13 protein-coding genes and 1 pseudogene are annotated in these 19457 nt (G+C 64.4%); 10 read left to right on the top strand and 4 right to left on the bottom strand.

The window, feature by feature from the left end:
* Positions 1 to 18: 18 nt before the first annotated feature.
* The 5 genes and pseudogenes from M1B34_RS13530 to M1B34_RS13510 all read left to right on the top strand — a co-directional run bounded on the left by M1B34_RS13530 (position 19) and on the right by M1B34_RS13510 (position 5905).
* A complete protein-coding gene (locus M1B34_RS13530) occupies positions 19 to 297 on the top strand; it encodes a DUF2934 domain-containing protein (protein ID WP_123332605.1) in 279 nt (92 codons plus the stop codon).
* Positions 298 to 408: 111 nt separating this feature from the next.
* Positions 409 to 2562: a glycogen debranching protein GlgX gene (glgX, locus tag M1B34_RS13525; protein ID WP_123332603.1), complete on the top strand. Its 2154-nt coding sequence runs from the start codon at positions 409 to 411 to the stop codon at positions 2560 to 2562.
* 330 nt (positions 2563 to 2892) lie between these two features.
* Complete coding sequence (locus M1B34_RS13520) at positions 2893 to 3651, top strand: PIG-L deacetylase family protein (protein WP_123332601.1); 759 nt, start codon at positions 2893 to 2895, stop codon at positions 3649 to 3651.
* 90 nt (positions 3652 to 3741) lie between these two features.
* Positions 3742 to 4526, top strand: a pseudogene (locus tag M1B34_RS13515) (endonuclease/exonuclease/phosphatase family protein).
* Between the two features lie 350 nt (positions 4527 to 4876).
* Positions 4877 to 5905: an autotransporter domain-containing protein gene (locus tag M1B34_RS13510; RefSeq protein WP_268262038.1), complete on the top strand. Its 1029-nt coding sequence runs from the start codon at positions 4877 to 4879 to the stop codon at positions 5903 to 5905.
* A 98-nt stretch (positions 5906 to 6003) separates the two neighbouring features.
* Here the strand turns inward: M1B34_RS13510 and glgB are convergent, their stop codons facing one another.
* From glgB to M1B34_RS13495, 3 genes are all read right to left on the bottom strand, one after another.
* The gene (gene glgB / locus M1B34_RS13505) at positions 6004 to 8235 is read right to left on the bottom strand and encodes a 1,4-alpha-glucan branching protein GlgB (protein ID WP_268265389.1); all 2232 of its coding nucleotides are present in this window, start codon (positions 8233 to 8235) and stop codon (positions 6004 to 6006) included.
* Positions 8232 to 11579 carry a maltose alpha-D-glucosyltransferase gene (gene treS / locus M1B34_RS13500; RefSeq protein WP_268265388.1) on the bottom strand — a complete coding sequence of 1116 codons (3348 nt, stop codon included), beginning with the start codon at positions 11577 to 11579 and terminating at the stop codon, positions 8232 to 8234. Before treS ends, glgB begins: the two co-directional genes overlap by 4 nt.
* Positions 11580 to 11648: 69 nt before the next feature.
* A complete protein-coding gene (locus tag M1B34_RS13495) occupies positions 11649 to 13643 on the bottom strand; it encodes an alpha-1,4-glucan--maltose-1-phosphate maltosyltransferase (RefSeq protein ID WP_268262040.1) in 1995 nt (664 codons plus the stop codon).
* Positions 13644 to 13826: 183 nt separating this feature from the next.
* Between M1B34_RS13495 and M1B34_RS13490 the strand changes: the two genes are divergently transcribed.
* Positions 13827 to 13997 (top strand): hypothetical protein, encoded by a 171-nt coding sequence (locus tag M1B34_RS13490; protein ID WP_185039229.1) that lies wholly within the window; start codon positions 13827 to 13829, stop codon positions 13995 to 13997.
* 89 nt (positions 13998 to 14086) lie between these two features.
* Here the strand turns inward: M1B34_RS13490 and M1B34_RS13485 are convergent, their stop codons facing one another.
* Positions 14087 to 14581, bottom strand: a complete 495-nt coding sequence (locus M1B34_RS13485; RefSeq protein WP_123332589.1) for an MgtC/SapB family protein — start codon at positions 14579 to 14581, stop codon at positions 14087 to 14089.
* Positions 14582 to 14776: 195 nt separating this feature from the next.
* Between M1B34_RS13485 and M1B34_RS13480 the strand changes: the two genes are divergently transcribed.
* From M1B34_RS13480 to M1B34_RS13465, 4 genes are all read left to right on the top strand, one after another.
* The gene (locus M1B34_RS13480; protein ID WP_123332587.1) at positions 14777 to 15010 is read left to right on the top strand and encodes a DUF3203 family protein; all 234 of its coding nucleotides are present in this window, start codon (positions 14777 to 14779) and stop codon (positions 15008 to 15010) included.
* A 207-nt stretch (positions 15011 to 15217) separates the two neighbouring features.
* Positions 15218 to 16630 carry a cytochrome c oxidase accessory protein CcoG gene (gene ccoG / locus M1B34_RS13475; RefSeq protein WP_268265387.1) on the top strand — a complete coding sequence of 471 codons (1413 nt, stop codon included), beginning with the start codon at positions 15218 to 15220 and terminating at the stop codon, positions 16628 to 16630.
* A gap of 84 nt (positions 16631 to 16714) precedes the next feature.
* The gene (mapR, locus tag M1B34_RS13470; RefSeq protein WP_268265386.1) at positions 16715 to 18124 is read left to right on the top strand and encodes a GntR family transcriptional regulator MpaR; all 1410 of its coding nucleotides are present in this window, start codon (positions 16715 to 16717) and stop codon (positions 18122 to 18124) included.
* A 140-nt stretch (positions 18125 to 18264) separates the two neighbouring features.
* Positions 18265 to 19452, top strand: coding sequence for a hypothetical protein (locus M1B34_RS13465; protein WP_268265385.1), 1188 nt, complete (start codon positions 18265 to 18267; stop codon positions 19450 to 19452).
* The last annotated feature ends 5 nt before the right edge of the window (positions 19453 to 19457 follow it).

Here is a 19457-nt window from a genome sequence, read left to right as displayed (position 1 = left end):
CAGTTCAGGAGCATTGCGATGAGTACCGACGACAAACGTATCCGCGAGTTCGCCTATCAGATCTGGGAATCAGAAGGTAAGCCTGAAGGCCATGAAGCTCGACATTGGGAAATGGCCCGCAAGCTGGCCGAGGCCGAAGCCCTGGCGCCGAGCAAGCCGGCCAAGGCGGCGAAAACCAAGCCGCCCGCCAAGCCCAAGGCCAAGCCGTCCGCGGCCGCTGCGCTGGTGGTGCCACCGGGCGAGAAAGCCGCCCCCGTGAAAAAACCGCGAGCGCCGCGTAAGCCGCCGGCCAACTGACGACCCGCGGCCTCCCCCTTCGATTGACACTGTGGCGTGCCTGAACGCCACAAGGAGCCTGTGCGCCCGAGATTTTTTTTGCCGCCCTAAACGACCATTGCAGGAGCACCTATGACCACGCCAAAAAAAGCCACCGCTGAGTTCGAGGCGTCACGCATTCGTGAGGGCCTGCCGTTCCCCCTCGGCGCCACCTGGGACGGCCTGGGGGTCAACTTCGCGTTGTTCTCGGCCAATGCCACAAAAGTCGAACTGTGCCTGTTCGATGCCAGCGGCGAGGTCGAGCTGGAGCGCATCGAGCTGCCGGAATACACCGACGAGATCTACCACGGCTACCTGCCCGATGCGCACCCGGGGCTGATCTATGGCTACCGCGTGTACGGGCCCTACGACCCGGCCAACGGCCATCGCTTCAACCACCACAAGCTGCTGATCGACCCCTATGCCAAACAGCTGGTGGGCGAACTCAAGTGGTCCGAGGCGCTGTTCGGCTACACCATCGGTCACCCCGATGCCGACCTGAGTTTCGATGAGCGCGACAGCGCACCCTTCGTGCCCAAGAGCAAGGTCATCGACCCCGCCCACACCTGGGGCAACGACCAACGCGTCAGCGTGCCTTGGGACAAGACCATCATCTACGAAACCCACCTGCGCGGCTTCACCATGGCCCACCCGAGCGTGCCGGAGGCGGTGCGCGGCACCTGCGCCGGGCTGATGGTGGACGACGTGCTGGAGCACATACGCAAGCTCGGCGTGTCTTCGGTGGAGCTGCTGCCGATCCATGCGTTCGTCAATGACCAGCACCTGCTGCACAAGGGCATGACCAACTACTGGGGCTACAACAGCATCGCCTTCTTCGCCCCGGACCCGCGCTACCTGGCCAGCGGCAAGATCGCCGAGTTCAAGGAGATGGTCGCCCACCTGCACGAGGCCAACCTGGAGGTGATCCTCGACGTGGTCTACAACCACACCGCCGAGGGCAACGAGCAAGGGCCGACACTGTCCATGCGCGGCATCGACAACGCCTCCTACTACCGGCTGATGCCCGACGACAAGCGCTTCTACATCAACGATTCCGGCACCGGCAACACCCTCGACCTGAGCCACCCCTGCGTGCTGCAAATGGTCACCGACTCCCTGCGCTACTGGGCCACGGAAATGCACGTGGATGGCTTCCGTTTCGACCTGGCGACCATCCTCGGGCGCTACCACGACGGTTTCGACGAGCGCCACAGCTTCCTCGTGGCCTGCCGCCAGGACCCGGTGCTGCGCCAGGTGAAACTGATCGCCGAGCCCTGGGACTGTGGCCCCGGCGGCTACCAGGTGGGGCGTTTCCCGCCGGGCTGGGTGGAGTGGAACGACAAGTTCCGCGACACCGCCCGGGCCTTCTGGAAAGGCGATGACGGGCAACTGGCCGACTTTGCCGGGCGCATGACCGCCTCGGGCGAAATGTTCAACGAGCGCGGGCGCCGCCCTTACGCCTCGGTGAACTTCATCACCGCCCACGACGGTTTTACCCTGCACGACCTGGTGTCCTACAACGACAAGCACAACGAAGCCAACGACGAGAACAACCAGGACGGCAGCAACAACAACCTGTCCTGGAACCATGGCGTCGAAGGCCCCACCGACGACCCGGAAATCCGCGCCCTGCGCCTGCGCCAGATGCGCAATTTCTTCGCCACCCTGCTGCTGGCCCAGGGCACGCCGATGCTGGTGGCCGGCGACGAGTTCGCCCGCACCCAGCACGGCAACAACAACGCCTATTGCCAGGATAGCGACATCGGCTGGGTCAACTGGAACCTGGACGCCGACGGCAAGGCCCTGCTCAAGTTCGTCAAGCGCCTGATCAAATTGCGCCAGGCCTACCCGATCCTGCGGCGCGGGCGCTTCCTGGTGGGCAATTACAACGAAGACATCGGGGTCAAGGACGTCACCTGGCTGGCGCCGGATGGCGTGGAGATGACCACCGACCACTGGCAGGACGCCCACGGCCGCTGCCTGGGCATGCTGTTGGACGGCCGTGCCCAGGAAACCGGCATCCGTCGCCCGGGGGCCGACGCCACGGTGCTGCTGGTGGTCAATGCCCACCACGACATCGTCAACTTCCGCCTGCCGGAAGTACCCGAGGGTGAGTTCTGGACCTGCATGATCGACACCAACCAACCGGCGGTGCGAGGCCAGGAGCGCTTCGAGTTCGGCCATGAATACTCGGTCACCGGTCGCTCGCTGCTGTTCTTTGAATTGCAGCGCGAAGAGGAAGACTGACCCGCTCAGGCAGCGATGAAGGCCGGTTTGCCGACGCGGGAGCCCGCGCGGCACACCGGCTTTGATCGATGCAGGCAGGATGATGGCGCCTATGGGTTTTGCCAACTACCCTCAAGATCCATTATCAACACCGGAAAAAAAGCCACGGCCGGCCTGTCTGGCCCGTCGCGGCTGTGTATGATTGGCCCCCGGTAAATCGGCAATCCAAGGTATGGAGCGCCTTCCACGCAGGCTGCCTCACGGGCGTGCGGGTAAACCCAGGATGCAGCACGGCCCCCGAGACTTGAGGCCATCGCCGCAGACCGACTGGCAACAGGGATGTGACACTCGATGAAACCCATACGCGTTGTAGATAGCCCCTGGCCCAGCCAGATCTGGAACAGTGCTCGTGCCTTGCCCGGCCTGGCCACGGTGAACATCGCCACCCTGGTGCCCGCGGGCTCCCGGGCCGTGATGATTGCCGCCCACCCCGGCGACGAAGTCGTGGCCAGCGGCGGCCTGCTGCAAGTCCTGGCCCACCACGGCTACCCCCTGCAATTGATCTCCATTACCGACGGCAGCGCCAGCCACCCCGGCTCGGCCTTGTGGTCGCAACGCCGGCTGAGTGTCTTCCGGCCCCAGGAAAGCGCCGAAGCCCTGCGCCGCCTGGGCCTGCCCCTGCACAGCCTGAAGTGGATTCGCGGCGGGTTCAGTGACCGCTTCCTGGCCGAGCGCGAACAACAGATCAGCCACTTCATCAGCCGCTACCTGCGCCCCGACGATGTGGTGTTCAGCACCTGGAGCAAGGACGACAACGCCGACCACCAGGCCGTGGGCCGCGCCAGTGCCCACGCCGCCGCCCAGGTCGGGGCGCAGTTCCATGAACTGCCGGTGTGGGCCTGGCACTGGCCGCAGCGCGATGAGCAACACATTCCATGGCACCGCGCGCGCAAACTGCGCCTGGACACCTGGACCGTGGCTCGCAAGCGCCACGCCACCCATGCCTACGCCAGCCAGTTGCAAGGCGACCCGCAGATTGGCCTGCAGGCGCCGCTGTCGCCGGTGCTGCTGGAGCGCCTGCGCAGCCCCTACGAAATCATCCTGATGTAAAAAACCGGAACCGACGGCCCCGGCGGCAGGTCGCATCTGGTAACCGGTTTGATCCCGGCCCCAGACAGGCCCGGCCACAGAGGAGCGAACGTGAGCAGCGATTCCCCCACCGCGACGACGCAAGAGGTGGGCAACATCCACCGACTGCGGATTCTGACGGTCAACACCCACAAGGGCTTCACCGCCCTGAACCGACGTTTCATCCTGCCCGAACTGCGCGAAGCGGTACGCAGCACGGCGGCCGACTTGGTGTTTCTCCAGGAAGTGCTGGGCGAGCATGACCGCCATGCCTCGCGCTTCGACAATTGGCCGCAGCAATCCCAGTACGAATTCCTCGCCGACAGCATGTGGAGCGACTTCGCCTACGGCCGCAACGCGGTGTACCCCGACGGCCATCACGGCAACGCCCTGCTGTCCAAATACCCGATCCGCCAGTACCGCAACCTCGACGTTTCCATCACCGGCCCCGAACGCCGTGGGCTGCTGCATTGCGTGCTGGAAGTGCCCGGGCATGCCGAAGTGCACGCCATCTGTGTGCACCTGAGCCTGTTGGAAAGCCATCGCCAATTGCAGTTGGAGTTGCTGTGCCAGTTGCTCGAATCCCTGCCTGAGGACGCGCCGGTGATCATCGCCGGGGACTTCAACGACTGGCAGTTGCACGGCAATGCCACCCTCGCCCGCCGCGACTACCTGCACGAAGCCTTCGAGCGGCACACCGGCGCCCGGCAAAAACCTACCCTGCGCGCTGGCCGCTGCTGCGCCTGGACCGGGTCTACCTGCGCAACGCCAGCAGCCATGAACCACGGATCCTCGGCAACAAGCCGTGGACGCACCTGTCGGACCATCTGCCACTGGCCGTGGAAGTGCATTTGTAGGGCGGTTTTCGGCGCGCTGAAAAGGTTGCTTAGCAGGCTATATAAAAACCTTTCCAGCCCCTCTGGCGGTCGATGTTGCGCACAAACAATCACTTAGATAAACCCGTGATTTCAGCGACTTGAACGCCCTGAAATAAGCCTGCCTTTGGTCGGTACTTTTCTTGACGCTGCCCCTTCGCTCTCCTTAGCTACAGATTACTACCCCCGGTATTACGACCTGGGGCGAGGCCGCAAACCCCTGCTTTAAAGCGGGTCGAGCGGCCTCGCCTCGTTAAATTCGGCTGCCTCTCAATCGGCGGTAGGAGTGGCGCCACGACGAGATAAAGCATGCGATTGCAAGGTAGACCCCCATGAATACCTCCCTCACCTCACACGAGATTCAACTGACCCTCTGCAGCCTGTCCGCATCGGTACTGCTGTGTTCTTCCCTTGAGGTCCTGGCGGCCCCCGCCACGGACGCCGACAACGCCTGGTATCGCCAGGAGCCGAGCCTGAGCAGCCTGCAGTTTGCCCAGACGCCCCTCGACACCGTACTGCCCGACCCCACCCGCGAGCCCAGCCCTTCCGCCCTGCAAGCCTCACGCCTGGCTGACCCGGTGCTGGAAGTCGGCTACCTGGGATCACGCCTTCCCGGCAGCAGCAACGAGTTGCGCCAGGGCCCCGTGCTTTACAGCATCCAGCACAGCGGCGGCGCCACCCAGCGCATCGGCCTGATCGGAGGACGCAACGTGGTCCAGGCCCAGGGCGCCGCCGTACCGGGCGGCTTCAACGACCCTCGCACACTCAGCGTCGACAATCTGCAGGGCAACGGCCTCGGCGCCTTCTGGAGCCTGAGCGGCGCCCAGGGCTGGCACCTGGACCTGTCGGCCAGCGGTGCCCGGGTCAGCGGCTTGAGTCGTGATCAGCAGGGGCAGCGGCAAATCAGCGAAGGCAGCGCCGTGACCTTGTCGGTGCAAGGCGGGATCGCCATTGGCCTGGGAGACAACTGGGTGATCGAACCCCAGGCGCAGTTGATCAACCAGCGCATCAGCCTCGACACCGCCCATGTCGGCGCCGACTCCGGCAGCGACCTGAGCAGTTGGAGCGGCCGGGTCGGCGCACGCTTGCAAGGCCGCTACGACATCAGCGGCCTGCCGGTGGAACCCTATGTGCGCACCAACCTCTGGCACACCGTCTACAGCGGCGACACCATCAGCCTGGATCAGGTGGACAAGATCAGCAGCAGCCGCAACGCCTCCACCGTGGAAGTGGGCCTGGGCCTGGTGGCACGGGTAACCCCGGCGGTGAGCCTGTACGTCAGCGCCGACTACAGCAGCGACGTGGACGACAACGACCTCAACGGCCTGATCGGCAGCCTGGGCATCCGCATGCGTTGGTAAGCGCCGCGCCGCGACGGTCGGTGAAGCCGTCGCTGGTGGGCGTTGGTGGTGCGACGAGTCCGGCGCAGGGCCTTGGGGGGCCCCGCACCGGCACACCGTCAACCTTCGGGACGCAGGATCAACACCGCCAACGGCGGCAGGTTGAGCATCAAGGACAGGGCCTGGCCGTGGCTGGGCTGCTCTTCAGTGAAGGCTTCGCCGCCGTTGCCATAGTTGGAACCGGCGTAGAGTTGCGAGTCGCTGTTGAGCAGCTCGCTCCAGCGCCCCGCCACCGGCACGCCGACCCGGTAACCCTGGCGCGGCACCGGGGTGAAATTGGCCACCACCAGCAAGGGCTTGCCGTCCTTGCTCCAACGCAGCCAGGCGTAGACGCTGTTGATCGCGTCGTCGCCAATCAGCCACTGGAAGCCCTGGGGCGCGTCGTCCTGCTCATGCAGCGCCGGCTCTTCGCGGTACAGGCGGTTAAGGTCGCTCACCAGCTTCTGCACGCCCCGGTGCTCGGGGTATTGCAGCAGGTACCAGTCCAGTTGCTGGTCGTGGTTCCACTCGCGCCACTGGCCGAACTCACAGCCCATGAACAGCAGTTTCTTACCCGGGTGGGCCCACATAAAGCTCAGGTAGGAACGCAGGTTGGCGAATTTCTGCCAGCGATCGCCGGGCATCTTGTCGATCAGCGAGTGCTTGCCGTGCACCACTTCGTCGTGGGAGATCGGCAGGATGAAACGCTCGGACCAGGCATACACCAGGCCGAAACTCAGTTCGTTGTGATGGTGAGCGCGGTACACCGGGTCCTGCTGGATGTAGTGCAGGGAGTCGTGCATCCAGCCCATGTTCCATTTGTAGGCAAAGCCCAGGCCGCCCTGCTGGGTGCTCTGGCTGACCCCCGGCCAGGCGGTGGACTCCTCGGCGATCACCAGGGCCCCGGGGGCTTCCAGGGCCACCACGTCGTTGAGGTGGCGCAGGAAGTCGATGGCCTCCAGGTTCTCGCGCCCGCCGTGGCGGTTGGGCACCCACTCTCCGGCCTTGCGCGAATAGTCGCGGTAGAGCATCGAGGCCACCGCATCCACCCGCAGGCCATCGATGTGGAAGTGCTTGAGCCAGTGCAGGGCCGACGCCAGCATGAACCCGTGGACCTCGGTGCGCCCCAGGTTGTAGATCAGGGTGTCCCAATCCTGGTGAAAACCTTCCAGGGGGTTGCCGTATTCATACAGCGCGGTGCCGTCGAACTGGGCCAGGCCGTGGGTATCGGTGGGGAAATGCGCCGGCACCCAGTCGAGGATCACACCGATCCCGGCCTGGTGGCAGGCGTCGACAAAGGCGGCGAAATCCGCCGGCGAACCGTAGCGTGCACTGGGCGCGAACTGTGACAGCGGCTGGTAGCCCCAGGAGCCGCCAAACGGGTGCTCCATGATCGGCATCAGCTCGATGTGGGTGAAGCCCAGGTCTTTGACGTAGGGGATCAGGCGCTCGGCCAGTTCGTGCCAGTTGTAGAAGCGCTCCACCTCGCCGAGGTCGTTTTCCTCGCACTGCCAGGAGCCGGCGTGCAGCTCGTAGATCGACAGCGGCGCGCTGGGCCGATGGGCCTCGCCCCGGTCCTGCATCCAGGCCTGGTCCTGCCAGTCGATGCGCAACGGCTCGGCGACTTTCGACGCGGTGTCCGGCGGCAACTGGGTGGCCAGGGCCATGGGGTCGGCCTTGAGCGGCAGGATGCCGTCGGCGCCGAGAATCTCGTACTTGTAGGCCTCACCGGCCTTGAGGCGTGGAATGAACAACTCCCAGACCCCGGACGGATGACGCAGGCGCATAGGGTGACGACGACCGTCCCAGACGTTGAAATCTCCCACCACCGAGACCCGTCGGGCGTTCGGCGCCCAGACCGCAAAGCGCACACCGTCGATGCCCTCGACGTTGGTCAACTGGGCCCCAAGGCACGCGCTGAGGTCGCGGTGATTGCCTTCGGCAAACAGGTAGAGGTCCATCTCTCCGAGCAACGGGCCAAAACTGTAAGGGTCTTCGCTGATCTGCTCGCCACCGGCCCACTGGATGCGTAACAGGTACGGCCGGGTGTCGTTGAAATGGCCGACAAACAAGCCCGGCACCGCGCTGGCTTCCAGGCTGCCCAGCACCTGCTCATCACCCCGCGCCAACACCTGGGCACTCAGGGCACCCGGCAGGAACGCACGGATAAACTGGCCGCCGGCCAGGTCGCCGTGGGGCCCGAGAATGGCAAACGGATCTTGATGCTCGGCCCGTACCAACGCCTCGATGTCCTGGGCGGCGGGGAGCAATGTCGGTTGGTTTTTTCCCTGTTCCTTGTTCGAGAAACTCATGACTGCGCTCCACCACTCTCAATATCGGAAAAGGGTTTCAGTTCGTTCAACAGCCCCACCAGGCCACGTAATGGCACGGGCAGCCAGGCAGGACGGTTTTCTGCTTCATAGGCCACTTCATAAGCGGCCTTCTCCAGGCTGAACAGCGCCAGGGCGGCATCCTGCGCGCCCGGTTGCTGCCAGCCATGGGCAAGACTAGCCGTCGCCAGCCGATATGCCTGGATAAAGGCTTCACTGGCCTCCTCCAAGTACCGCGTGGCCACCCGCTGCCGGGCCGCCTGAGCCTCGGCCGAGCCATCCACACCTTGCATATTCAGCGCCATCGCTGCGGCGTAGTCGAAGGAACGCAGCACGCCGCTGACGTCCTTGTACGGGCTGTGCTTGCCGCGCCGTTCGTGCAGCGGCCGGGCCGGCTCGCCTTCGAAGTCGATCAAATAGGCATCACCCTTGATCACCAGCACCTGGCCCAGGTGCAGGTCGCCATGCACGCGGATGCGCAAGCCGCCCTGGAGCTGACCGGCCAGGGCGCGGACGTGTTCGAGGATGGCTTTTTTGTGTTGCAGCAAGTGTGCGACCCGACGCTGATCGGACGCCGACAGCTGCCCTTGATGGGCCTTGAGCAATTGCAGGCTGTGCTCCAGTTGCGCGCCAATCTGCTTGCCCCAGGCTTGAGTGTCCTTGGCCGTGCTCGGTTCCGGGCAGAAATCCGTATCGGCGTCGGCGGCTGCCAGAATCTGGTGCATTTCCCCAAGGCGCTGGCCAAGCATGCCGGCAAAGTCCCGCAGCTCGCCCAGGGCGTTGTAGTGCTGTTCCTGCTCGGACATGGCCTCGGCCATTTCGTCGCGCAGCGCGCGTTCCAGGTTGTTCTGGGTCCACTCCCAGGCATCCCCCTGATTGCTCAGGTAACCCTGGGCGATCATCAGCAGGTTGTCCTCGCCCTGGGCATCACGGCGGATCACCGAGCCGAGCAACGGCGAGATGTGGGCGAAGCCGGCGCGGGTCAGGTAGGCGCCCATTTCCAGCTCGGGGTGAACCCCCGAAGCCACTTTGCGAATCAGCTTGAGCACCAGGCTGCCGCCCACCACCACCGAGCTATTGGACTGCTCGGCCGACAGGTAGCGCACCTCGGCGTCGGCACCCAGGCCCAGCTTGGCCAGCTCTGGAGTGGCCTCGAAGCGGATCTCGCCGTCGCTGCTGGCAAGCACCGTCCCGGCCTGGATCGCCTGCAGCACCGTGGTGACAAAACTCTCCAGGGCAAAGGCATCGGTGATCAAGCCCACTTGGCGTCCACGGCGTACTCGGGCCAGGGCCAGTTGCTGGGGCAAGGCGGCACCGATCTGCTCTTCACCCAGCAGGCCGAACGGCAATTGGTAACGGCTGGTCTGGCCGCCGCTGGTGACTTCCAGTTCGCTGAGCAGCACCGGGTGCTGCGGGTCACCGATGCGCACACCGTAGGCAATGCGCACCTGGTCGATGGCCGCGCCCTTGCCGGCGAACCAGCGCCGGTTGGCCAGCCAAGTAGGCAGTGCGCCCTGCTCCAGGCTGGTGCGCGCCGGCTCTTCGAGCAGCTCTTCAAGGCGTTTTTTCAGCACCAGGGTGGTGAAGTCCGGCAGGCTTTGCGCCGGCTCCACGTGCCAGCTGGGCATCTGGTTTTCCGCCGCCAGGACAAACCAGTAGAAGCCGTAGGGCGCCAGGGTCAGAAGGAAATTCAACTGGCCAATGGGCGGAAAGGCGTTCCCGCCGAGCATCTCCACCGGCACCATGCCGGCGAATGCCGACAGGTCCAGCTCCGCGGCTTGGGCACTGCGCGACACATTGGCCACGCAGAGAATGATCTCGTGCTTGCCATCGGGCCCGGTGTATTCCCGGGTGTAGGCCAGGATCCGCCGGTTGCTCGGCGACAGCATCTTCAGCGTGCCGCGCCCGAAGGCCTTGGACTGTTGGCGAGTGGCGAGCATGCGCCGGGTCCAGTTAAGCAGCGAATGGGGGTCGCCGGCCTGGGTCTCGACGTTGACCGAGGGGTAGCCGTAGAGCGGGTCCATGATCGGCGGCAGCACCAGGCTTGCCGGGTCGGCCCGGGAGAAACCGCCGTTGCGGTCGATGGACCACTGCATCGGCGTGCGCACGCCGTCGCGGTCGCCGAGGTAGATGTTGTCGCCCATGCCGATTTCGTCGCCGTAATACAGGGTCGGGGTGCCGGGCATGGACAGCAGCAGGCTGTTGAGCAATTCGATGCGGCGGCGGTCACGCTCCATCAGGGGCGCCAGGCGCCGACGAATCCCTAGGTTGATCCGCGCCCGACGGTCGGCGGCGTAGTAGTTCCACAGGTAGTCGCGCTCCTTGTCGGTGACCATCTCCAGGGTCAGCTCATCGTGGTTGCGCAGGAAGATCGCCCATTGGCAGTTGGCGGGGATTTCCGGGGTCTGGCGCAGGATGTCGGTGATCGGGAAGCGGTCTTCCTGGGCCAGAGCCATGTACATGCGTGGCATCAGTGGGAAGTGAAAGGCCATGTGGCACTCGTCGCCGTTGTCGCCCTTCTTGTCGCCAAAATACAGCTGGGTGTCTTCCGGCCACTGGTTGGCCTCGGCCAGGAGCATGCGGTCCGGGTAGTTGGCGTCGATCTCGGCACGGATCTGCTTGAGCACATCGTGGGTTTCCGGGAGGTTCTCGTTGTTGGTGCCGTCGCGCTCGATCAGGTAGGGAATGGCGTCCAGGCGCAGGCCATCGATGCCCATGTCCAGCCAGTAACGCATCACCGACAGCACCGCCTTCATCACCTGAGGGTTGTCGAAGTTGAGGTCCGGCTGGTGGGAATAAAAGCGGTGCCAGAAGTACTGGCCGGCGACCGGGTCCCAGGTCCAGTTGGACTTCTCGGTGTCGAGAAAAATGATTCGTGTGCCGTCGTATTTCTGATCGTCATCTGACCACACGTAGAAGTCCCGAGCGGCCGAGCCGGGCTTGGCCTTGCGCGCCCGCTGGAACCAGGGGTGCTGGTCGGAGGTGTGGTTGATCACCAGTTCGGTGATGACCCGCAAGCCGCGTTTGTGGGCCTCGGCGATAAAGCGCTTGGCATCGGCCATGGTCCCGTAGTCGCTGTGCACGCCGCGGTATTCGGCAATGTCGTAACCGTCGTCGCGGCGTGGCGAGGGGTAGAACGGCAACAGCCAGATGGTGTTGACCCCCAAGTCCTTGATGTAGTCAAGCTTGGCGATCAGCCCGGGAAAGTCACCGATGCCGTCGTTGTTGGAGTCGAAATAGGACTTCACATGCACTTGGTAAATCACCGCGTCCTTGTACCAGAGCGGGTCTTGGATAAAGGTGGCTGAGCGGGCTTTCTTGGCCATGTTTGACTCCTGAAAAAAATGAATTCGCGCGAGGCCCAATCCCCATCGCCATCGCCGGCAAGCCGGCGCCTACGAGGTAGTGATGCGCCAGATGCCGAAGGGCTGAGCCGGGTCCAGGCGCATGAATTGAGTCTTGCCGTACCAGGTCCAGCGGTGGCCGCTCATCAGGTCTTCGCCCTGGGTCTGGGCATCGTCCGGCAGGCCCAACTCCCACAGCGGCAACTCGAAATGCGCCTCCTGGGCGTTGAACGGGTCGAGGTTGACCGCCACCAGCACAAAGTTGTCTCCGTCGGCGCTGCGCTTGCCGAAGTACAGGATCTGGTCGTTCCAGGCGTTGTACAGCTTGAGCCCCAGGTGGCTGTGCAGCGCCGGGTTCTGCCGGCGGATGCGGTTGAGCTGGGCGATTTCGGCAATGATGTTGCCCGGCGCGCCAAAGTCCCGTGGGCGGATTTCGTACTTCTCCGAATCCAGGTACTCCTCCTTGCCTGGCACCGGCGCCGCCTCGCACAGTTCGAAGCCCGAATACATGCCCCACAGCCCGGAGCCCATGGTCGCCAGCACCGCCCGGATCAGAAACCCCGGGCGCCCCGACTCATGCAGGAAGGCCGGGTTGATGTCCGGGGTGTTGACGAAGAAATTCGGCCGGTAACAGTCGCGCCACGGCGCCTGGTTCAGCTCGCTGAAGTAGGTCGCCAGCTCGCTCTTGGTGTTGCGCCAGGTGAAGTAGGTGTAGCTCTGGGAGTAACCGACCTTGCCCAGGCGCGCCATCATTGCCGGGGTGGTGAAAGCCTCCGCCAGGAAAATCACCTCCGGGTGACGCTCGCGCACATCGCCGATCAGCCATTGCCAGAACGGCAGCGGCTTGGTGTGGGGGTTGTCGACGCGGAAGGTCTTGACCCCCTCCTCGACCCAACCCAGCACCACATCCCGCAGTTCCAGCCAGAGGCTGGGGATGGCGTCGGCGGCGTAGAAATCGACGTTGACGATGTCCTGGTATTTCTTCGGCGGGTTCTCGGCGTATTTGATGGTGCCGTCCGGGCGCCAGTTGAACCAGCCCGGGTGCTGCTTGAGCCAGGGGTGATCCTGGGAGCACTGGATGGCGAAATCCAGGGCGATTTCCAGGCCATGATCGGCCGCGGCCGCCACCAGGCGCCGGAAGTCGTCGCGGCTGCCGAGCTGCGGGTGGATGGCCTCGTGGCCGCCGTCTTCACTGCCGATGGCGTAGGGGCTGCCCGGGTCATCGGGGCCGGCGGTCAGGGCGTTGTTGCGGCCCTTGCGATGGCTGCGGCCGATGGGGTGGATCGGCGGGAAATACAGCACGTCAAAGCCCATGTCATGGATCATGCCCAGGCGAGAATGCACGTCGTTAAAGGTGCCGTGACGGGCCGGATCATCGGTGATCGAGCGCGGAAACAGCTCGTACCAGCTGGCAAAGCCGGCGCGTTCGCGTTCCACGTCCAAGGGGTATTCAGGGCTCAGGCTGAGGTAGGGCCGGTGGTCGGCCAGGGCCATCAACCGGGCACTCTCGTCACTGAGAAACAGCGCCACCTGCTCCGCCTCCAGCAACCCCGAGAGTCGCTGATGCAGGTCCAGCAACTGCTGCTTGAGTTCGCCGTCGCTGCGCTCGGCAGCCTGCTGCACCTGGGTCCGGCCTTCCTGCAGTTCCAGGCTGACAGGCACTGCGGCCCGGTGTTTTTTCCCCAGTTCGTAGCAGAAACTGGCGAACTGATCGATCCAGGCCTCGATGCAATACAGGTAGCGCCCCGGGGTGGTCACCGTGAAGTGCCCTTCCCAGCCGTTGTTGCCTACGTCCTGCATGACCTCGCTGTGCCAGTCCAGGTCGGCACCGCCACGCCAGCGGATGCGCACCGCCAACACGTCATGGCCGTCGGCGAACACCTTGCTGGCGACCTCGACGGTCTGGCCTTCCAGGGCCTTGACCGCAAACTGGCCGCCGTCGAGCACCGGGCGGGTGTTCTCGATGGCGATGCGCGGTAGCAGCAACGCTTGGGACAGTGGCAAGTGCGGGTTGTAGTGCAGGTCAGTCGGTTTATCAGCAGTCATCGAGCATCACCCCTTTACGCCCCGTGGACGCTCTTGTTCCAAGACACTCATGTTCCGAGCCCATGCCGTCCGAGAAAGTTCAGACGAATTGGCCGTCGAGCAACCCATGGGAATCAAATCGGCCTGACGCAGGTCCACCCCAAGAGCCTGGGCAAAGCCCAAGCACAAAGGAGGCCACCTAGCATGAGTATTCCGATTCCAGCAGAGACGCCCGACCCCAATATCGATCAACCGACCCTGCCCCCCAGCGAACCGCAGCCGGTCCCGGAACAGGACCCTCCCGGCAGCACCCCGCCGCCCAAGGGCGACCCGCCCAGCACCCAGCCCCCGGTGGTGGTCAGCAGCCTGCGCTGAACCCCGCCGAGACACCCAAGCCCTGAAGCATAGACAAGGCCCTTCCCATGGAAGGGCCTGTGTGTTGATGGGTGGTGCGGTGCATGGGCTCAGTCTTTTTCCAGCAGGCGCACGATGCGCGGCATCAGGCTGAACACGCCCAGCGCCAGCAAGGTACTGAGCACGGCCGTGGCCTCGCGCCCCATGCCGGCCGCCACGCCGATGGCGGCGGTCATCCACAGCCCGGCAGCGGTGGTCAGGCCTTTGACGTGTTGCTCGGTCTCTTCTTCTCGACCTTTGAGAATGGTCCCAGCGCCCAAGAAACCGATGCCGGCGATCACCCCTTGCAGCACCCGGCTCATGGCATCGGCCTGGGCCCCGGACATCTGCGGCACCAGCACAAACAGCGCCGCGCCCATGGCCACCAGCATGTGGGTGCGCACCCCGGCCGCCTTGCCCTTGTGCTCGCGCTCAAACCCCAGGATGCCCCCCAGCATCGCGGCAATCAGCAAGCGCACGGTGATCTGCGTGACCTGCTTGGCGTCGCCGATGTCGGCAAACTCCGTTTGTAGCGTGACCCAGACTTCATGCCACCAGGCGTTCATGCTCGGCTCCTGTGCCAACCCACGGGTGGGTTCCTGTTGAGGGGGCAGGCTTCGGCCAACGGACGCTGCCAAAGGGTGGACAGCGCGCCAGGCACAAAGGTGCAGCCCGGGGCCATGACCATTAATCGGTTGCCGCGAACCCTGGCCGCCGTGCGGGCCCTAAGTTGTATCGCCCCGCCAAAAAAGGAGCTCGCCATGAGCCTGCGCATCGAACAACAACTGTGCTATTTCGAGACCGACGAGCTGAGCGAACGCCTGCCCGCCAGCGCCCTGACCGTGATCACCGACAGCGAAAAAGCCATGTCGGCGGTGGAACTGCGAGGCCAGCGCATCTACATCACCGAGGCCGAAGCCGACGCCCTGACCGTGGCCGGTGCCACCGACGGGCGCAAGCACCTCAAGGCCAGCGACAGTGATTCGGTGATTTGACTGATGCATATCAAGGCCGCGGCACGAGGCCTGTGCCAGAGGGCTGCAGAGGCCGGCCCCGGGGCCCGGGGCGGCTGAGGCAAGTTGTCGCACGGGTTGATCCAGGGCCTATCTGATCCGCTTTTTAATCCAATACCTGAGTCTGTTATGCAAACAGATCGACGCTCATAGTGCCCCGGCCTGATGGAGGCTGATGAGCGAACGACCATGAGCGAACATATCCCCGTCCGATTAGTAGAAAACTTCGAGCCTTCACCGCCCCGGATGAAGGCCAAATCCAGCGACAACCTGATCCACACCCGCAGCTTCAGCGGCCTGTTCCGCACCTTGCGCATGAGCGGTGCGGGGTTTCTGTTCCTGCTGTTCTTCGGCACCGTGTGGTTGAACTGGGGCGGCCGCCAGGCCGTGCTCTGGGACCTGGCGGAAAGCAAATTCCACATCTTCGGCGCGACCTTCTGGCCCCAGGATTTCATCCTGCTCTCGGCGCTGTTGATCATCTGCGCCTTCGGCCTGTTCGCCATCACCGTGTTCGCCGGCCGGGTCTGGTGCGGCTACACCTGCCCCCAGAGCTCCTGGACCTGGCTGTTTATGTGGTGCGAAAAACTCACCGAGGGCGAGCGCAACCAGCGGATCAAGCTGCAAGCCGCGCCCTGGGGCCTGAACAAACTGCTGCGGCGCTCGGCCAAACACAGCCTGTGGCTGGCCATCAGCCTGCTTACCGGCCTGACCTTCGTCGGCTATTTCACCCCGATCCGGCCGCTGGCCGAAGAACTGCTGACCCTGCAGATCGGCGGCGTCAGCCTGTTCTGGGTGCTGTTTTTCACCGGCGCCACCTACCTCAACGCCGGCTGGCTGCGCGAAGCCGTGTGCATGCACATGTGCCCCTATGCACGCTTCCAGAGCGTGATGTTCGACAAAGACACCCTGACCATTTCGTACGACGCCGCCCGGGGCGAAAGTCGCGGCGCCCGTAAACGGGAGGTGAAGCCTGCCGATGTTGGCCTCGGTGACTGCATCGACTGCCAGTTGTGCGTCCAGGTCTGCCCTACCGGCATCGATATCCGCGATGGCCTGCAAATGGAATGCATCGGCTGCGCGGCGTGCATCGACGCCTGCGACTCGATCATGGACAAGATGGGCTACGCCCGCGGCCTGGTGAGCTACACCTCGGAGCACCAGTTGCAAGGGGGCAAGACCCACCTGCTGCGCCCGCGCCTGCTGGGCTACAGCGCCGTGCTGCTGGTGATGATCGGCGCCCTGGTGGTGGCCCTGGTCGAACGGCCGATGGTGTCCCTGGACGTGAGCAAGGACCGTGGCCTGTTCCGCGAAAACAGCCAGGGGCAGATCGAGAACATCTACAGCCTGAAGATCATCAACAAGACCCAGGAGCGCCAGGATTACCAACTGAGCCTGGTGGACGGCGACGGCTTCCAGCTCCAGGGCAAGACTGAGCTGAGCCTGGCCCCCGGCGAGATCGTCGACCTGCCGGTGTCGGTGGCGATGCTTGACGAGCGCCCGGCGCAAAGCTCGCAAACCATCGCCTTCAAGGTCAGCGACCGTGACGACCCCACCGTACGCAGCGTGGCCGAAAGCCGCTTTGTTGCGCCCATGAACCGCTGATTGCCTTATATTGACGGCCGCGTGGCGGCCGTCTGCGCCCTCCACTGTCTAGCCCAGCGCCACCCCCCAGACGCGAGCCGTTCAATGAAACGCTACGAAAAATTCGCCGACGACATCGCCGAACTGATCCGGTCCGGAGTCCTCGGCCCTGGCCAGCGCGTGCCTTCGGTGCGCTACGCCAGCCAGACCTACGGGGTCAGCCCGTCCACGGTGTTCCAGGCCTATTACCTGCTGGAACGCCGCGGCCTGATTCGCGCCCGGCCGCGCTCCGGCTACTTCGTCAACACCCACGCGCCCAGCCCATTCTCCGAGCCGGTGATCAGCAGCCAGGTCAACGAGTCCACCGAAGTCGACGTCAGCGAACTGGTGTTCTCGGTGCTGGATTCGATCAAGGACCCAAGCACCGTGCCCTTCGGCTCGGCCTTCCCCAGCCCGACCCTGTTCCCCCTGCAACGTCTGTCCCGCTCCCTGGCCAGCGCCGCGCGGGATATGGACCCGCGCATGGTGGTCACCGACATGTCACCGGGCAACCCGCAACTGCGCCGGCAGATCGCCCTGCGCTACATGGTGGCCGGGCTGATGCTGCCCATGGAGGAATTGCTGATCACCAATGGCGCCCTGGAAGCGCTGAACCTGTGCCTGCAAGCCGTGACCGAGCCCGGCGACCTGGTGGCCATCGAAGCCCCGGCCTTCTATGCCAGCCTGCAAGTGCTGGAGCGGCTCAAGCTCAAGGCCGTGGAAATCCCCGTGCACCCGCGGGACGGCATCGACCTGGGGGTGTTGGCCCAAACCCTGGAACGCCACCCGATCAAGGCCTGCTGGTGCATGACCAGCTTCCAGAACCCCATGGGCGCGAGCATGCCCGAGGCCAAGAAACAGGAACTGGTGGAACTGCTGCGCCAACACCAGGTGCCGCTGATCGAAGACGACGTCTACGCCGAACTGTATTACGGCCAGCAAGCGCCGAAACCGGCCAAGGCCTTCGACACCGAAGGTCTGGTGATGCACTGCGGCTCCTTCGCCAAAAGCCTGGCCCCTGGCTACCGCATCGGCTGGGTCGCCGCCGGACGCTACGCGCAGAAAATCGAGCGCCTGAAACTGATGACCTCCCTCTGCGCCTCAATGCCCGCCCAGGCAGCCATTGCCGACTACCTGCAACACGGCGGCTACGACCGCCACCTGCGCAAACTGCGCTATGCCCTGGAAGAACAGCAAAGCGCCATGCTCGCCGCCATTGCCCGCTACTTCCCACCCCAGACCCGAGTCAGCCAACCCGCTGGCGGCTACTTCCTGTGGCTGGAGCTGCCCGCACAGATGGACTCCCTGAAACTCTTCCAAATGGCCCTGGCCCAAGGCATCAGCATCGCCCCCGGACCAATCTTTTCCCCGACCCAACGCTTCCGCAACTGCATCCGCCTGAACTACGGCACCCCCTGGAACGAAACCGCCGAAAAAGCCATGGAAACCCTCGGACGAATCATCCGCTCCTTCTGAGCGACATCTGCCGAAAAGAGTTGATGGTAGGAGCTGGCTTGCCAGCGATGGCGGTTTTAAGAGCGCGGCAAGCTTCAAGGCCCCACCGGCAAGCCGGCGCCTACAGAAAACGCAAAAATCCGCGGGTAACCCCGGCAGGGATGCCGGGTTCCAAAGTCACCCGCTGGAAGAGCGCAAGCGTAATCAGCCAGTACCGCAGCAACGGATATGCCCCCCATCCCACTTGCCCCCCACTCCCACTTCATGCAGCATGCCCCGCTCAATTTTCCAGGGAAGGAGCCCTCCATGGTCGAAGACCTGTATTACGACGACTATCCCGAGGCCAAAGACGACCTCATCAAGGCCATCCACCGCGGCCGCTCCCCCTCCTGACCCAGGAACTCAACGCCTACGACTGCATCCAGGCCATCTTCGAACTGGACGCCATCAACAACCCCCAAGACGAAGAAGACGCCTTCTTCGACCTGGCCCTGGCCCTGATCGGCTGGATCCCCGGCCCCGGCCAAGACCTCAAACTGATCCTGCGCGCCATCAACCGTGCGCCCCAGCGCCACGACGAAAAACTCTTCGACCTGATCCGCCACAGCCTCATGGCCTGCCGCCTGAAAACCAGCCCTGAACAACTGCTGGAAAAGTGCCTGGACGCCCAGCGCCTGGCCGAGGAGCTGCCCGAAATCGTCAACGGCGTACGCGCCTCCTCCACCTTCAATGGCCTCACGCCCCAGCAACAGCGCCTGGTGATGCACAACCTCGACGAAGCCCGGGAACACAGCGAATTTCTCATGGAATCCGTGCGCGACCGCATCGCCCCCTGGATCGCCGTGCAGCGCAACAACTCAGCGGCGGCCCACAGCCGCGGCCCGGCCCTGCTGCCCAAGCCGCAATCGAGCTTCGACCCGCTCGCCAGCGCCCCAGCGCCCGAGGCCCGCGACGCCGCCCGCATCACCCGGGACATTGACCAAGGCCTGGAACACCTCACCGGCGACGGCCACTGGCTGGAGCTGAACCTGCATTACCCCAATCTGGAACCGGTGTCCGGCGCTGCCTACCGGGTGATCTTCAGCGACGGTTCGCAAGCCGAAGGCCGTCTCGACGAAGAAGGCTATGCCCGCCTGGAAGGCATCCCACCGGGCCCGGCCAAGGTGTATTACGGCGAAGACCCGCGGCCCTACCAGCGCCTACCGATCCGCGCCCTGGCGGTCGACCCGCAGCAACTGGAAGAAGAATTGGAGGCGTTGGAGCTGGAGCCGGCCAACGTCGACCTGGCAACCCTGCTGCTGGAAACCTCCCAGCGCAAAGCGCCCTTCACCCTGATCCCCGTTTACTGAGCCCG

Origin of the sequence: Pseudomonas morbosilactucae, assembly GCF_023241715.1 — a bacterium.
Lineage (GTDB): Bacteria > Pseudomonadota > Gammaproteobacteria > Pseudomonadales > Pseudomonadaceae > Aquipseudomonas > Aquipseudomonas morbosilactucae.
This window is presented reverse-complemented; position numbering and strand designations above follow the sequence as displayed.

What these genes read in the sequence shown, in the direction of transcription:
- treS (WP_268265388.1), bottom strand. Translation starts at nt 11,579, where the DNA reads ATGGCCAAGAAAGCCCGCTCAGCCACCTTTATCCAAGACCCGCTCTGG.
- mapR (WP_268265386.1), top strand. Translation starts at nt 16,715, where the DNA reads ATGAAACGCTACGAAAAATTCGCCGACGACATCGCCGAACTGATCCGG.
- glgX (WP_123332603.1), top strand. Translation starts at nt 409, where the DNA reads ATGACCACGCCAAAAAAAGCCACCGCTGAGTTCGAGGCGTCACGCATT.
- M1B34_RS13510 (WP_268262038.1), top strand. Translation starts at nt 4,877, where the DNA reads ATGAATACCTCCCTCACCTCACACGAGATTCAACTGACCCTCTGCAGC.
- glgB (WP_268265389.1), bottom strand. Translation starts at nt 8,235, where the DNA reads ATGAGTTTCTCGAACAAGGAACAGGGAAAAAACCAACCGACATTGCTC.
- M1B34_RS13520 (WP_123332601.1), top strand. Translation starts at nt 2,893, where the DNA reads ATGAAACCCATACGCGTTGTAGATAGCCCCTGGCCCAGCCAGATCTGG.
- M1B34_RS13485 (WP_123332589.1), bottom strand. Translation starts at nt 14,581, where the DNA reads ATGAACGCCTGGTGGCATGAAGTCTGGGTCACGCTACAAACGGAGTTT.
- M1B34_RS13495 (WP_268262040.1), bottom strand. Translation starts at nt 13,643, where the DNA reads ATGACTGCTGATAAACCGACTGACCTGCACTACAACCCGCACTTGCCA.
- M1B34_RS13530 (WP_123332605.1), top strand. Translation starts at nt 19, where the DNA reads ATGAGTACCGACGACAAACGTATCCGCGAGTTCGCCTATCAGATCTGG.
- M1B34_RS13480 (WP_123332587.1), top strand. Translation starts at nt 14,777, where the DNA reads ATGAGCCTGCGCATCGAACAACAACTGTGCTATTTCGAGACCGACGAG.
- M1B34_RS13465 (WP_268265385.1), top strand. Translation starts at nt 18,265, where the DNA reads ATGCCGGGTTCCAAAGTCACCCGCTGGAAGAGCGCAAGCGTAATCAGC.
- M1B34_RS13490 (WP_185039229.1), top strand. Translation starts at nt 13,827, where the DNA reads ATGAGTATTCCGATTCCAGCAGAGACGCCCGACCCCAATATCGATCAA.
- ccoG (WP_268265387.1), top strand. Translation starts at nt 15,218, where the DNA reads ATGAGCGAACATATCCCCGTCCGATTAGTAGAAAACTTCGAGCCTTCA.